This is a genomic window from Streptomyces sp. Ncost-T10-10d, assembly GCF_900091955.1.
Taxonomy (GTDB): domain Bacteria; phylum Actinomycetota; class Actinomycetes; order Streptomycetales; family Streptomycetaceae; genus Streptomyces.
On record NZ_FMDF01000127.1, the window covers coordinates 1 to 13687 of the forward strand.

General features: G+C 70.4%; 13 protein-coding genes and 2 pseudogenes. 8 read left to right on the forward strand and 7 right to left on the reverse strand.

All coding sequences use genetic code 11. From position 1 onward, the window contains the following. The 4 genes and pseudogenes from GA0115254_RS44600 to GA0115254_RS20130 form a co-directional block, all read left to right on the forward strand. Positions 1 to 843 (forward strand): hypothetical protein (locus GA0115254_RS44600; protein ID WP_218105565.1); only part of this gene is annotated, 843 nt, incomplete at its 5' end. A gap of 252 nt (positions 844 to 1095) precedes the next feature. Then, positions 1096 to 1989: an SCO0930 family lipoprotein gene (locus GA0115254_RS20115; RefSeq protein ID WP_093896670.1), complete on the forward strand. Its 894-nt coding sequence runs from the start codon at positions 1096 to 1098 to the stop codon at positions 1987 to 1989. 418 nt (positions 1990 to 2407) lie between these two features. Beyond that, a pseudogene (locus GA0115254_RS20125) lies at positions 2408 to 2592 on the forward strand (MBL fold metallo-hydrolase); the annotation flags it as partial. 2 nt (positions 2593 to 2594) lie between these two features. Continuing rightward, a pseudogene (locus GA0115254_RS20130) lies at positions 2595 to 2903 on the forward strand (TSUP family transporter); the annotation flags it as partial. Positions 2904 to 2944: 41 nt separating this feature from the next. On the opposite strand, the gene GA0115254_RS20135 reads toward GA0115254_RS20130, so the two are convergent. After that, on the reverse strand, positions 2945 to 3223 hold the full coding sequence (locus tag GA0115254_RS20135; protein WP_093896672.1) for a metal-sensitive transcriptional regulator: 279 nt from the start codon (positions 3221 to 3223) through the stop codon (positions 2945 to 2947). A gap of 100 nt (positions 3224 to 3323) precedes the next feature. Between GA0115254_RS20135 and GA0115254_RS20140 the strand changes: the two genes are divergently transcribed. After that, on the forward strand, positions 3324 to 3896 hold the full coding sequence (locus GA0115254_RS20140; RefSeq protein ID WP_093896673.1) for a rhodanese-like domain-containing protein: 573 nt from the start codon (positions 3324 to 3326) through the stop codon (positions 3894 to 3896). Positions 3897 to 3982: 86 nt separating this feature from the next. Here GA0115254_RS20140 and GA0115254_RS20145 read toward each other — a convergent pair whose 3' ends face one another. Further along, positions 3983 to 5278 (reverse strand): alpha/beta fold hydrolase, encoded by a 1296-nt coding sequence (locus tag GA0115254_RS20145; RefSeq protein WP_093896697.1) that lies wholly within the window; start codon positions 5276 to 5278, stop codon positions 3983 to 3985. A 106-nt stretch (positions 5279 to 5384) separates the two neighbouring features. On the opposite strand from GA0115254_RS20145, the gene GA0115254_RS20150 reads away from it, so the two are divergent. After that, positions 5385 to 6548, forward strand: a complete 1164-nt coding sequence (locus GA0115254_RS20150) for an ABC transporter ATP-binding protein (protein ID WP_093896674.1) — start codon at positions 5385 to 5387, stop codon at positions 6546 to 6548. 33 nt (positions 6549 to 6581) lie between these two features. Here the strand turns inward: GA0115254_RS20150 and GA0115254_RS20155 are convergent, their stop codons facing one another. Continuing rightward, positions 6582 to 6869 (reverse strand): DUF2087 domain-containing protein, encoded by a 288-nt coding sequence (locus GA0115254_RS20155; RefSeq protein WP_093896698.1) that lies wholly within the window; start codon positions 6867 to 6869, stop codon positions 6582 to 6584. A 566-nt stretch (positions 6870 to 7435) separates the two neighbouring features. Between GA0115254_RS20155 and GA0115254_RS20165 the strand changes: the two genes are divergently transcribed. Beyond that, the gene (locus GA0115254_RS20165; protein ID WP_093896675.1) at positions 7436 to 8410 is read left to right on the forward strand and encodes an acetylxylan esterase; all 975 of its coding nucleotides are present in this window, start codon (positions 7436 to 7438) and stop codon (positions 8408 to 8410) included. Positions 8411 to 9017: 607 nt separating this feature from the next. Continuing rightward, positions 9018 to 10649 carry a TROVE domain-containing protein gene (locus GA0115254_RS20170; RefSeq protein WP_093896676.1) on the forward strand — a complete coding sequence of 544 codons (1632 nt, stop codon included), beginning with the start codon at positions 9018 to 9020 and terminating at the stop codon, positions 10647 to 10649. 96 nt (positions 10650 to 10745) lie between these two features. Here GA0115254_RS20170 and GA0115254_RS20175 read toward each other — a convergent pair whose 3' ends face one another. The 4 genes from GA0115254_RS20175 to GA0115254_RS20190 form a co-directional block, all read right to left on the reverse strand. Continuing rightward, complete coding sequence (locus GA0115254_RS20175; protein ID WP_093896677.1) at positions 10746 to 11699, reverse strand: ABC transporter substrate-binding protein; 954 nt, start codon at positions 11697 to 11699, stop codon at positions 10746 to 10748. Further along, complete coding sequence (locus tag GA0115254_RS20180; RefSeq protein ID WP_093896699.1) at positions 11696 to 12373, reverse strand: ABC transporter permease; 678 nt, start codon at positions 12371 to 12373, stop codon at positions 11696 to 11698. The genes GA0115254_RS20175 and GA0115254_RS20180 overlap by 4 nt, the downstream gene beginning before the upstream one ends. Beyond that, positions 12370 to 13047: an ABC transporter permease gene (locus tag GA0115254_RS20185; RefSeq protein WP_093896678.1), complete on the reverse strand. Its 678-nt coding sequence runs from the start codon at positions 13045 to 13047 to the stop codon at positions 12370 to 12372. Before GA0115254_RS20185 ends, GA0115254_RS20180 begins: the two co-directional genes overlap by 4 nt. A gap of 136 nt (positions 13048 to 13183) precedes the next feature. Further along, complete coding sequence (locus GA0115254_RS20190) at positions 13184 to 13660, reverse strand: winged helix-turn-helix transcriptional regulator (protein ID WP_093896679.1); 477 nt, start codon at positions 13658 to 13660, stop codon at positions 13184 to 13186. Between the last annotated feature and the right edge of the window lie 27 nt (positions 13661 to 13687).

The following is a 13687-nucleotide window of genomic DNA, read 5'->3' on the forward strand; positions in this document are numbered from 1 at the left end:
CGCCGGCGGGGCGCGCTCGCGCGGCGGCTCGCGGCGGACACCCGTACGCCGGTGATGGTGCGGCAGGCGCTGCGCGAACTGATCCCCGCCGACACGGCGGACGCGGAGCGTCCGGTGCGGGTCTACAGCGTCCTCGCCGAGCCCACGAAGCTGCTGGCGTCGGTGTCGGGGGCGCACACGGCGCCCGCGCCGTGGACCGCGCTCGAACCGAATCGCTGGGAGCGCACCGGGCTGCCCTCCGTCATCGAGGGCGATCCGACGGCCGACGTGACGCTCGCACTGCCGCACCTCGCCCGGATCGGGGTGAGCGAGCGGGGCGCGCAGGTCATGGTGGACCTCGGGCAGATCAACGGCGCGCTCAGCGTCAGCGGTGACCTCGTCGTCGCCCAGGACACCGTGGCGGCGCTGGTGCGCGGCCTGCTCGAACTGCCCCGGCAGAGCACGGTGGTGGTGTCGGTGGACCCGAGCGCGAGCGCCCTGCCCGGCCTCAACGGTCTGGTCCGGGTCCGCTCCGTGTCGGAGGTGAAGGGCAAGGCCCCCGAGGAGATCCTCAACTCCTCCGAGGAACTGGGCGTCGGCCTGGTGCGCGGCGCCGCCCGTACCGGCGAGGTCACCGGGTTCATCGTCCTCCAGGACGCACCGACCGCCGAGGAGGCCAGGGCGCTCGCGGACCTCTCCGTGCCCGAGGGCGGCGGCTGGATCGTGCTGACGGTCGGCGACGTACCGGGTGCGCACTGGCGGTGGTACGCGGAGAACGACGGCAGCGTCGACCTGGGCGTCCTGGGCCTGCGGGTGGTCGTCCCCACCCAGACGCTGGCAGGGGCGGGCACGGGGCGGGTCTGACGGCCCGCGACCCGGCAGAAATGAAGTTGCCGGGAATCTTCCCCTGGTTTGAACCTCCCCGCCCCAGCGGCCGTTTTCACAGTGACAGTGACCGGCCGGAAGGAATTCCGGGACCAGAGACTCCGCCCCGGCAGTCGGCCGACTCCTCCCCTGCTGCCGGGGCGGGCCATTTCTTCAGCAATTCAGCGCTCCAGCACTCCAGCGCTTCGGCGAAATGCCGCTTCTCCGAGAAGTTCCGAAAGAGGGATACCCATGCGTAAATTCACCTGCGTCCCGGTCGCTTTCGCGGTCGCCGCGGTCATGCTGACGGCGGGCTGCGGAAGCTCCCAGGGCACGGCGGCGACCACCACCGGCTCCGCCGGACGCGCCGCCTCGACGAACAACGGTGCGCAGCCCTCGCAGGCGGGCCGCCTCAGCGTCTGGAAGAGCGCGCAGCTGGGCCCGGTCGTGACGGACGGCGCGGGCTTCACCCTGTACCGCTTCGACAAGGACACCCCGAAGCCGCCCGCTTCGAACTGCGCGGGCGAGTGCGCCTCGGCCTGGCCGCCGGTCCTCGCCGACGGCGCGAAGGCGGGCCGCGGTATCGACCCCGGGCTGCTCGGCTCGGTGAAGCGCGCCGACGGCACGAAGCAGCTGACGCTCGCGGGCTGGCCGCTGTACCGCTACGCGCAGGACACGGCACCCCGCCAGACCCGCGGCCAGGGCGCCGGCGGAACCTGGTTCTCGGCCGCACCCGACGGCACGAAGGCGCAGGGACCGGCACAGGAGGAAGCCCCGAGCGAGCCGAAGGACCTGCCCGCGCTGTCCACGGTCGACGACAAGGAGCGTGGCACGATCGTCCGCGACGGCAAGGGGCGTACGCTCTACCGCTTCAACAAGGACACCGCCTGGCCGATGAAGTCCAACTGCGTGGGCGCCTGCCTGGAGAAGTGGAAGCCCGCCAAACTCGTCGACAAGAAGAACATCAAGGGCATCGACCCGAAGCTGATCATCCCGTACACCCGCCCCGATGGCACGAAGCAGCTCACCATCGACTGCTGGCCGCTCTACTGGTACACAGGCGACAAGAAGCCGGGTGACACCAACGGCCAGGGCCTGAACGGCACTTGGTTCACCGTGCGGCCCGACGGCAAGCTGGCCAAGTAGTCGCGTCGGACCGGGGATGGGACCGCGTCGCACCTCGGTCAAGGACGCCGGCTTCCAAGAGAGCGACCCAGGGGTCGGTTCAGTCCGCACACTGCCCTGGCGAAACCCCGAGGCACCGACGACCCCCCTGGAAGAGAAGCAGCGCAAGCCGATCACAGTGATGTTGGTTCTCACCACCTCGTACGGCAACCGCATCCACCACAGGACGTGGAACGAACGCAGCCGGAAGCCTGCCCCAGCCGCTGCCGACGTCATCAAGATCGTGGGCGAGCAGGTCCAGCGGTACAGCGGCCGGGTACGCAGGCACCCCGCCTTCGAGCCGTGCCGCTCGGACATGTTCCACGTCCTCCGGCACACCTACGCCAGCGTGCAACTGGAGGCCGGGGAGTCCGTCGTGAGCCTGTCAAGGTGGCTCGGGGTCGCCGCGGCCGCCCGGCGCGGCGTGCGGATCACCTGGTGGTGGAGACGCATCCGCACAACGACTACGTGACCGGCGGCCCGGAGCCGGCGCGCGTCACCGGAGCGCGGTACCGGGTGCCCGCCACCGCGGAGGTCTCCTTCAGCCGGGTGCCGGTGGCCGACGGTGACACGGCACCGGTCGACGTCTTCTCGGCGTGGGCGGTGGGTTTCTCGCGGTGCCCGCGCCGGTCACCGTGCCGGCCGCCCCGATGACCGCGGCGGTCGGTACCAGCCTGCCGGTCATCACCATGAGCTCCACGGCCGCTCCTGTCACCCGCCTCGCCACGCCCACCGCGCCGGACTGGGCGGTGATCGCCCCGTTCACGGCGGCGGTGCTCGGGGCCCGGGACGGGCAGCGCCTGGCCGCGAGGGTGTCCACCGCCGCGTTGCAGCGGATCTTCGGTGCGGTACTGCCGGCCGCGGCCGTGTTCATGCTCGTCGACGCCGTGATGTGAGCCACGGCGTCGCTCCCGGCCACCATTTCCCGCCTTCCGGCTCAGGCCAGCGAGAGAAAGAGTTTCTCCAGTCGCGCCCGCATCTGGTCGCGGTCCGCGGGCTCACTGCCACCGTCGGCCATGCAGTGCTGCAGGCCCGTCGCGATGATCGCGAAACCGGCCCGGTCGAGCGCCCGGGAAACCGCCGCCATCTGCGTGATGACGTCCTCGCAGTCCCGGCCCTCCTCGATCATCCTGATGATCCCGGCGAGCTGGCCCTGTGCGCGGCGAAGTCGGTTGAGGACCGATTTCAGTTCGTCGGCCGCCATGTCGAGTTCCACAACATCCTCCTCCTGATACCCCAAGGGGTATTCTAACCTGAATGGGGAAGGAGAGACCGAGTCTCTCCTCAGCCCCGGTGAACGAAAGGAAACACTGCTCGTGACCAGCCCCGTCTCCCTCTCCCCCGCCCAGGCCGCGGCCCGTCTCGCGGAGTTCACCGTCATCGATGTGCGGGCCCCCGGCGAGTACGCCTCCGGGCACGTTCCCGGTGCTCTGAACATCCCGCTGGACCGCCTCCACGAGGCCGTGCCCGCTCTGAAGTCCGCCGCGGCCCGCGGATCACTTCTCGTGGTGTGCGCCTCCGGCGTCCGCTCCACCCGGGCCTGCGACATTCTCGCAGCGGCCGACATCGAGGCCGTTACCCTGTCCGGCGGCACCTCGGCCTGGGAGGGCGAGGGCCGCGATCTCGACCGTCCCGCCGGGGCCCGGGCAACCTGGCCGATGGAGCGTCAGGTCCGGCTCGCCGCCGGTTCGCTCGTGGTGGCCGGTCTGCTCGCCGGGGTGCGCTTCCCGGCCGCACGCTGGATCTCCGCCGGCGTCGGCTCCGGGCTCGTCCTCTCCGCCGTGACCAACACGTGCGGCATGGCGGCGGCCCTGTCGAAGCTTCCGCACAACCGGGTCCCGCACTCGGCCGCGAACCTGGACGCGACGCTGGACGCCCTCCAGAGCTGAGCCACCCCGTAACGGGAGGAGCCCTCCGTAGAGGGAGGAGCCGGTCATGCACCCGCGCGACCGGCTCCTCCCGCTGCAGGAACGGATCAGACGTCTTCCCGGACCAGTGCGAGCAGGCGGTCCAGTACGCGCGGTCCTCCCGCACGCAGCCCGTCGTGCTCGAACTCGTTGGTCACCCAGGTACGCAGACCTCGGATCGACTCCGCCGTGCGCAGCGCGTGCCCGGTGTCGACATACATGTCGTCGTGGTAGACGGCTGCGGCGACCGGCACCTCGTTGGCGGCCAGCCGCTGGTCGTCGTACAGCGGCGCCCAGTCGGTACGGGAGGCCAGCAGCTCGGCCGTCTCGCGCAGCGGGCGCAGCGCCGGGTCCACCTCGAAGTGCCAGGGGTGGATGCTCTCACCGGTGAAGAGCACCGGTCCGTCGCCCTTGAGCGCCGTGGCCGCGTCGAACTGGGGGAATTCGGCACGGACCCGCTCGGCAGCCCAGCCGGTGGGCTGTTCGCCCTGACCGTAGATCGCCTCGTGCAACAGCGCGTACAGCGGATGCCCGGCGAACGAGTTGGCCGTGCGCATCGCTTCCTGGAAGGTGTCGGAGAGTTCGGTGCCGAGCGGCGTGCGGACGAAGGCGTTCTCCAGCAGATAGTGCAGCTGGTGGCTGCCGTTGCCGCTGCCCAGCATGATGCCGAGGGACTGGAACCCCTCGGGGGTCAGACGGTGTCCCGCGCTTTCCGGGCGGTGCTCGGCGAGGTGAGCGGTGATCTCCCGGGCGCGCTCGACGTCCTGCGGGTAGCGGGCGTAGTGGGCGGCGACCTTGCGCTCGATCCGCGGGTAGGCGGCCCGGTAGACGTCGTCGGCATGTGCGTCGAGCGAGGGCAGCCCACCGGTGATGAGGACGGCCTTGAGCCCTTCGGGGGCGGCCGAAAGATAGCGGACGGCGCAGAAGCCGCCGAAGGACTGGCCGAGTACCGTCCACGGTTCGCCGCCGGTCAGTTGCGGGCGGATCAGCTCGCAGTCGCGCACGATGTTGTCGGAGCGGAAGTGGGCGAGATAGTCGGCCTGCTCGCGCGGGCCGCCGCGCAGCGGCAGGGTCTGCCGGTTGGCCGGGGTGGAGAGGCCGGTGCCGCGCTGGTCGAGGAGCAGCACACGGAACTCCTGCACGGCCCTCCCCAGCCATGCCTCCGTGCCGATGAAGCGCCTGGCGCCGAAGCCGGGGCCTCCCTCCAGATAGACCAGCCAGGGCAGCTCCTCGCCGACCTTGCCGCTCGCCACGGCCTCCCTGCCGAAGACCTCGATCTGCTCACCACCCGGATCGGTGTGGTCGAGCGGGACCGTGAAATAGCGGTCGGTGAAGACGATGCCGGGGTGCCGGTAGCTGCTCACAAGGTGCTCCTGAATCAGATGTTCCACGGACAGTTCAGCACATGGCCGTGACACGGACGGTCGCGGCCCGTGTGCGGCACGCCCGGGGGCCTCCTACCGTGCAGGCATGATCCGGTTCGAGCAGGTCAGCAAGGTCTATCCGGACGGTACGAGAGCGGTCGACGGTCTTTCCTTCGAGGTCGCCGAGGGAGAACTGGTCACCCTGGTCGGACCGTCCGGCTGCGGCAAGACCACCACGATGATGATGGTGAACCGGCTGATCGAGCCGTCGTCGGGCCGGATCCTGGTCAACGGCGAAGACATCTCCGGCGTCGATCCGGTGAAACTGCGCCGCCGGATCGGCTATGTCATCCAACAGGTCGGTCTCTTCCCGCACCGCACGGTCCTCGACAACACCGCGACGGTCCCCTCGCTGGTCGGCTGGAAGCGGTCGAGAGCCCGCGAGCGGGCGGCCGAGCTGCTGGACCTGGTGGGCCTCGACCCGAAGACGTACGGTTCCCGCTACCCCGCCCAGCTCTCCGGCGGGCAGCGTCAACGGGTGGGCGTGGCGAGGGCGTTGGCCGCCGACCCGCCGGTGCTGCTGATGGACGAGCCGTTCGGCGCGGTCGACCCGGTGGTGCGTGAGCGGCTGCAGGACGAATTCCTGAATCTTCAGGCGTCGGTCAGGAAGACGGTCCTGATGGTCACCCATGACATCGAGGAAGCGGTCCGGATGGGTGACCGGATCGCGGTCTACGGGGTGGGGCGCATCGAGCAGTTCGACAGCCCCGGGGCTGTGCTCGGGTCTCCCGCGACCTCGTATGTGGCACAGTTCGTGGGCGCCGACCGGGGTCTGAAGCGCCTTTCGGTCACCACGATCGAGCCGGACGATCTGGAGGAGCCGCCGGTCGCCCGGCTGAACGAGCCGGTGAGGTCGGCGTCGGCACGGCTGAGCAGTGCGGGTGCCCGCTGGGCGGTGGTGCTGAACGGCGAGGGCGACCTGCACGGCTGGGTGTCGGCGGACGCGCTGCGGATCGCCGGGGAACACGGCACGGTCGGCGGGCTGGCCCGCCGGATGGACGCCTGGGTGCCGGTCGGCGCGCCGCTGAAGCAGGCGTTCAGCGAGATGCTCCAGCACGACGCCGGGTGGGTCGCGGTGCTGGACGGGTCACGGTTCCTCGGCGTGCTGACTCCGGCTGGACTCCACGAGGTGCTGCGCCGCTCGGTGGACGCCGATGCGCAGGGAGTGAGCCGGGCCGAGGTGCAGTTCGACTCGGTGGCGGACGCGTAGGGCACGCGCCGTGCGTCGCAGGTCACGCGCCGCTCAGGACTCGCCCTGCCGCCCGCGCCGGTAGCTGCTGCCGTCCTTGGGGCGGACCAGCAGACCGGCGACGACCAGGTGGCGGCGCAGCGCCGAGCAGTCCTCGTGCACCGTGAGCAGTGCGTCGTTGACCTCACGTTCGGTGTAGGTCCGGTCCCGCTCGAAGAGCGTCTCGCCGAGATGGACCAGCAGCTGCTCACGGCGTGCCGTCTTACGGGGGATCGCCGTCAGACGGCCGTGCGAGAAGAGCGCCGCGACCTGGTCCGGACCGCTTGAATCGTTGTCAGGCATGCGAGGGAGCGTCGCAGGCCTCCGGCTTGCGGGCAACGTGTTTTCGGCGCGCGCGGGCCGGATGGCGGACAGGGCCTGCCCTGCCTCGATCCGCCGGGCAGGCCCTGAACGGCTCGGGCCACCGCGATGGCTCCCTGGAGCCGCTCGCCCGCCTCGTGGACCGAGGCTGCGGGCCGCCTCCAGAACCTTCTGCCGGGTCTCCTCCGAGATCGTGGCGCCCTGCTTCTTGTCCGCGAGCACGAGCGGGACCGTGCCCTGTGAGACCCCGGCGAGCCGTGCGACCTCGGCCTCACGCGGGCGGGTCGTGCGGCCGGCCGGTACGGGTGAACGGCCGGGCCTGGCGCGCCTTCCTGGGGCCCTCCACCATGGCTCCTCGGATCACGTAATGCGCATGAGTAATGCGCATTGACGAGTGCTGTGAGGGCCGGTCCAGTACCCGTCAAGAGATCGGACACAACTTCTTCCGGGCGCAGGGGCACCCTCGCCCGCGCGCCGCCCGCACCCGTACGGTGTGATCAACCATCCCTCCGGGTGATCGCTCACCCCTGCGAAGAAGGCGGTTTCGCATGTCCCTGTTCGATCTGCCCCTCGACGAACTGCGCGACTATCGCAGCCGTTCGGTGGAGCCGGACGACTTCGACGCATTCTGGTCGAAGACCCTCGACGAGGCCAGGTCCCACGACCTCGACGCCCGGTTCGAGCTGCGTACGGGCACGGGGTTGTCGACCGTCGACGTGTACGACGTGACGTTCGCGGGCTTCGGCGGTCACCCGGTCAAGGGCTGGTTCGTTCTCCCGGCAGGCACCACCGAACCGCTGCCGGTGGTCGTGGAGTTCATCGGCTACGGCGGCGGGCGGGGCCTGCCCCACACCCATTTGCTCTGGGCGTCCGCCGGTTTCGCCCACTTCGTGATGGACACCCGGGGCCAGGGCAGCGGCTGGCTCGTCGGCGACACTCCCGACCCGGTGGGCAGCGCGCCCTCGTACCCCGGTTTCATGACCCGGGGCATCGAGGACCCGCACGCGTTCTACTACCGGCGTGTGTTCACCGACGCGGTACGTGCGGTGGAGGCGGCGCGCTCGCATCCGCTGACCGATGCGGCGCGCACCGCGGCCATCGGTGAGAGTCAGGGCGGCGGCATCACGCTCGCCGTCGGCGGGCTGATACCCGACCTCACGGCGATCGCACCGGACGTCCCGTTCCTGTGCGACTTCCCCCGCGCGCTCACCGTCACCGACCGCAACCCGTACCGCGAGGTGGGCAGCTACCTCAAGACGCACCGGGGACGGGCCGAGCAGGCGAGGGCCACTCTGTCCTACTTCGACGGGGTGCACTTCGCCGCACGCGGGCGTGCACCGGCGCTGTTCTCGACGGCTCTGGAGGACATGACCTGCCCGCCCTCGACCGTCTTCGCCGCCTTCAACGCGTACACCCACCAGGACAAGACCATCGAGGTGTACGACTTCAACGACCACGAGGGCGGTGGGCCGTTCCAGGAGGCCGTGCAGCTGGGCTGGCTGCCCGGGAAGCTGACGGCGTGATCCCGAAGAGCCGCCCCGGTGCAGCGCCGCGTTGATTCGCTGAGGGGTCGGTGAGCCAGGCGAGTTGCGGTGGCAGGGGGCCTGTGGCCGTAGCCGCTCGACGCACACGCAGATGGTGCCGCGCCCGCTCCGCAGGACGCTTCGGCACCCAGACCGCGTTGCCTCCGCAACGAGGGAGGTCCGGCAGGTACTACGGGCCAGGATCGTGCTGGGCGCTGCGGGCGGCCCGGCCAACGACCGGCTGATCAAACGAAACCGCCCAGGCGCCCGGGCCACCGCCATCTCGTCGGCACGCTTTCGCGTGCCCCGCACGGCCCTCCCCGGGGCCAACGGCGCCCACATGTAGGGGTCTGAGAACGGGGCTGCGTTAATCGCTGGTGTGCGGCCCGGTGGCCCTTGTAGGTTGGCATCGCGACCGCGCCTCCGATGCGCTCGGCTGCGGCTACTTCCTTCTGACAACCAAGTGACGCCGCCGCCCCCTTTGATCTCGGCAGGCGCGGGCGTCTTCGCCCCGTCGGAACTATTGGCCGGGGCCCGTCCAATCCTTTGTATCCGGGGGGATTCACTGCCTCGTCATACCCCGCGCGTCTCCAAGATCTGGCCCAAAATGCTCGTGGCCCCGCACGTCTCGGAGGCCGCCCGCTCCCTGCCCCCACCACGGCTCCAGCACGGGCCCACCAGGCCGGACTTGCGCACCTATGCGGGCGGCCCGGCCTTCGTCCGGGAGCCTCGCGAGGAACTCTTCCTCCTTGCGGTCGGCAACTTCGTCTCCCAGCGGACCTTTTATGAGAGCGGTGAGGAGCGGGACGACCGGTACGCCCGTCTCGTCGGTGAACTCGCTGTCCAGGACCCCGTGTGGACGGCCGGCCTGCTGCGCTGGCTTCGCAGCGAGGGCAACATGCGCACGGCGTCCCTGGTGGGCGCCGCCGCATACGTGCGGGCCCGGCTCGAGGCCGCGGCGTCCGGAGGCCCGTCCAACCGGTCCGTGATCGACTCGGTGCTCCAGCGCGCCGACGAGCCCGGCGAGCTGCTCGCCCACTGGATCTCGGTGTACGGGCGGAACGTGCCACAGCCCGTGAAGCGGGGCATCGCCGACGGCGTACGCCGACTGTACACATCCCGGTCCCTGCTCAAGTACGACACCGTGTCCAATGGCTTCCGCTTCGGCGACGTGCTCAACCTGGTGCATGCATCCCCCGACCCGGACAAGCCCTGGCAGGGCGCGCTCTTCCGGTACGCCCTGGACCGCCGCCACCACCCGGAGCAGGCGGTTCCGCCGGCCTCCGACCATCTGCTGACCGCTCACCGGGCGCTGATGGAGTCGGCTGCGGACGAGCGGCGGGCGGTGGTGACCGGGCCGGGCGGCCCCGAGCGGCTGGCCGCGGCGGGCATGACGTGGGAGACCCTGGCGGGCTGGCTCCACGGACCGATGGACGCCGCCGTCTGGGAAGCCGTGATCCCCACGATGGCACCGATGGCGCTCGTGCGGAATCTGCGGAACTTCGACGAGGCGGGAGTCTCGGACGAAGTCGCGGCCCGGGTCGCCGCACGGCTCTCGGACGCCTCCGAGGTCGCCCGGTCCCGGCAGTTCCCCTTCCGATACCTCGCCGCCCATCAGCACGCGCCGTCGCAGCGCTGGGCGGTCGCGCTGGAACGGGCACTGGGCCACGCCCTGGCCAACGTACCGCCCCTGCCCGGCCGGACTCTGATCCTGGTGGACCGGTCCGACTCCATGTTCTGGGACACCGTCTCCGAACGGTCCGAGCTGACTCGGGCGGACGCGGCGGCCGTGTTCGGTACCGCGCTGGCCATGCGTGCCGAGCAGGCGGACCTGGTGGAGTTCGGCTGGAGCAGCGCAGAGGTGCCGTTCGAGCCGGGCGAGCCGGTGCTCGGGGTGCTGAAACGGTTCCACAGTCTCGGAGGCACCCACACCACGAAGGCCGTGCGGACCCATTACCGGGAGCACGACCGGGTCCTGATCGTCACCGACGAGCAGACCGCCCCCTACGGCCCCGGCGGGCCGGCCGAACCGGTCCCGGCCGACGTTCCGGTCTACACGTGGAACCTTGCGGGGTACCGGCCGGCCCACGGCCCCACGGGCCCCCACCGGCACACCTTCGGCGGCCTCACGGACGCCGCGTTCCGGATGGTCGGCCTCATCGAGGCCGGCCGCGAGGCCGCTTGGCCGTGGACCGCTGAGCCGGCCCGATCCGAAAGACACGGTCCTGGAGACCGCTGAAGATCTTGAAATTTCGCCTGGCTTGCGCTTGTTCGACCCGATTTTCAATTGCCGGCAATCCGGCATGCGTCGGGCGGCCCGAGCAAGAGGAGTCTTCTAGCCGCTCGGGATGAGGTTCTCGGACTCCAGGTAGGTGCGTGCCACGTCCTCGGGGAGCCGTCGCCAGCTGTCGACCTGCTCATTGACCCGGGCCAGGTCGGCGGTCGTCAGAACGGTGTTGAGCTTGCCCAGCGCCTTGCGTACGCCTTCGCTGCCCGCCCGGGACCGGTTGACGACGGGGACGAGGTAGTCGGCGTTCTGCAGGTGCTTGTCGTCGGCGAGCAGGACAAGACCGAAGTCGTCGAGAGTGGCGTCGGTGGTGGTGGTCAGGACCATCTGGTCCTGACCGTTCTGGACGGCCTGTTTGGCCTGGGTGGTGCCGACGCCCCTGGGGTCCACGGCCGTGATGCGGATTCCGTACGTCTTCTTCAGGCCGGGTGCGCAGTAGGGGCGTTGTACGCATTCGTCGCCCGCGGCCAGGCGTACGGGCAGTCCGGATCCGCCGAGGTCGCTGAGGGTCTTCAGGTGGTGTTTCGCCGCGTACGGGGCGGCGACAGCGAAGGCGTTCTGGTCGACGGCGCGCCCGGGGTCGAGGACGGTGAGGCCACGGGGTGCGGCAAGGGCGCGCAGCGCCTTCATCGTGGTGGCGAGGTCGGGCGAGCCGACGGGGGCTGCGTCGGCACCGTTCTTCTTGGCGTTCAGCCAGTCCGCAAAGGTGGCCGCGTACTCCGGTACGACGTCGATCTGGCCGCTCTCCAGCGCCGGTTCGTAGATCTCACGATTGGTGACGGAGATGATCTTCGTCGAGTAGCCGGCCCGGTCGAGCAGCAGCGCGTACATCTGGGCGAGCAGATCGCTCTCGGTGAAGCCCGCGGAGCCGATGGTGAGGTGTTTGCTGTCGCCCGGCGGTGTGGTGACCTCGCCCTGGTTCTCCAGAGAGGGCCCGGTGGTGCAGGCGCTCGCCCACAGCGGGAGCGCGAGAAGCACGGGGAGGGCCCTTTGCGGCCTCATTCTGATTCCTCGCCGCGGAACCGGTCGGGGGCGAGCCGTTGTGCCACCTCGAAGAGCCCTTCGACGATCAGGGCGAAGACGGCTACGAGCACGGCCCCGGCGACCACCTGCGCGGTGGAGGCGAGGTTGAAGCCCGCGGTGATGATGCGGCCGAGTCCTCCGCCGCCCGCCAGAGCCGCAAGTGTGGCGGTGGCGACGAGCTGGACGGCGGCGATCCGTACGCCGGTGAGGATCAGGGGCAGGGCGAGCGGCACCTCCACTCCCAGCATCAGCTGTCTGCCCGTCATGCCCATTCCGGTGGCCGCCCGTACGACGTCGCGGTCGACCTCGCGCATGCCGACGTAGGCGTTGGTGAGCAGCGGCGGTACGGCAAAGAGGACGAGGGCGATGATGGTCGGCCACTCGCCGTGCCCGCCGATCGGGCTGAGGAGCAGCAGCACCAGCACGGCGAAGGTGGGGACGGCCCGGCCGATGTTGGAGAGGTTGACGGCGAGTGCGCCGCCTCTGCCGAGATGGCCGAGGACCAGGGCGATGGGCAGCGCGATCAGGCAGCTGATCAGCAGGCAGACGACGGTGAGGAACAGATGCTGGCCGAGGCGGTTGAAGATTCCGCCGTCGCCGGACCAGTGCGCCGGGGTCGTGAGCCAGGACCAGGCGGCGGTGAGGGTGTTCACGACCGCCTCCGGGTCCACGGGGTCAGGATTCGTTGCGCGAGAAGAAGCAGCACGTCGGCGGCGACGGCGATGACGACACAGAGGACGGAGGCGGTGAGCACCTGGGCCTTGAAGTACGTGTTCATCCCGGAGTAGATGAGGTTGCCGAGTCCGCCGTAGCCGACGATCGCACCGACTGTGACCAGGGAGACCGCGGAAACGGTCGCGATACGCAGTCCGGCCATGGCGGCGGGCAGGGCGAGGGGAAGCTCCACGGCGACGAGCAGACGCACGGGGCCGTACCCCATGCCGCGTGCGGCCTGCCTGGTCTCCGCGGGCACGGCGCGCAGTCCGGCGAGGATGTTCCTTACGAGGAGGGTGAGCGAGTACAGGACGAGTCCGGCGACGACGAGTGAGGCGGAGAGTCCGTACACCGGCAGCAGCAGCGAGAACATGGCGAGCGACGGCACGGTGTAGAGGATGGTCGTCACGCCGAGGACCGGGACGGCCGCCCAGCGCCGGCGGCGCGCCGCGAGGGCGAGCGGAACGGCGAGGACCAGTCCGAGGAGTACGGAGACCGCGGTGAGCTGCAGGTGCTGGACGACGGCGTCCCAGAGAATCTCGCGACGGCTGGTCAGGTAGGCCCCGCAGAGCCACTCATTGCGCGCGAGGCAGTCGTCGGGAGGCGCGGTCACCCGTCCATTGGAGCGCGGGCGGGCGGAAGGACGCGCGTCCTGATCGACTGTCCGGGGGGACTGCGCGGGGGTCGTACACGCGTGGCAGGAACGAACGGGCGAGTGGCGGCACCACCGAAGCGTGCGGCACTGCAGCCTATTCGGATGCCGCTGCCACGTCCGCGGGGCGTTGGACCTTCTTCACCGTGATGTCGTCCGGTCCGAGCTGCCGCCCGTCGGCCGAGTGGACCTCCAGCGCCCGGGGCGGACGGCCGTGCCGCAGGTCGACCATTTCCGAGTGCGGTTCGCCGGGTTCGAAGAAGTGGCCCTCGCCCCACTGCCGCAGCGCCACGATGACCGGGAAAAGATCCCTGCCCTTGGGCGTCAGCACGTATTCGTGGTACGCGCTGCCGTCGGCCGCCGGAGCCATGTCGAGAATGCCGCCCGCGACCAGATCGCGCAGGCGCGACGCGAGGATGTTCTTCGCCACGCCCAGGCTGCGCCGGAACTCCCCGAAGCGGCGACTGCCGTCGAACGCGTCGCGGACGATCAGGAGCGACCACCAGTCGCCGATCGCGTCGACCGAACGAGCCACCGGGCAGTCGCTCTCGTTGAAGCGTGTCCGCTTGACCATGCCGTCCTCCCTCGCACCATCGGTTGC

Bases quoted from the DNA above. Each gene is read 5' to 3' on its own strand.
- GA0115254_RS20115 (WP_093896670.1), top strand. From the start codon at position 1,096: ATGCGTAAATTCACCTGCGTCCCGGTCGCTTTCGCGGTCGCCGCGGTC.
- GA0115254_RS20190 (WP_093896679.1), bottom strand. From the start codon at position 13,660: ATGGTCAAGCGGACACGCTTCAACGAGAGCGACTGCCCGGTGGCTCGT.
- GA0115254_RS20170 (WP_093896676.1), top strand. From the start codon at position 9,018: ATGCTCGTGGCCCCGCACGTCTCGGAGGCCGCCCGCTCCCTGCCCCCA.
- GA0115254_RS20150 (WP_093896674.1), top strand. From the start codon at position 5,385: ATGATCCGGTTCGAGCAGGTCAGCAAGGTCTATCCGGACGGTACGAGA.
- GA0115254_RS20175 (WP_093896677.1), bottom strand. From the start codon at position 11,699: ATGAGGCCGCAAAGGGCCCTCCCCGTGCTTCTCGCGCTCCCGCTGTGG.
- GA0115254_RS20155 (WP_093896698.1), bottom strand. From the start codon at position 6,869: ATGCCTGACAACGATTCAAGCGGTCCGGACCAGGTCGCGGCGCTCTTC.
- GA0115254_RS20165 (WP_093896675.1), top strand. From the start codon at position 7,436: ATGTCCCTGTTCGATCTGCCCCTCGACGAACTGCGCGACTATCGCAGC.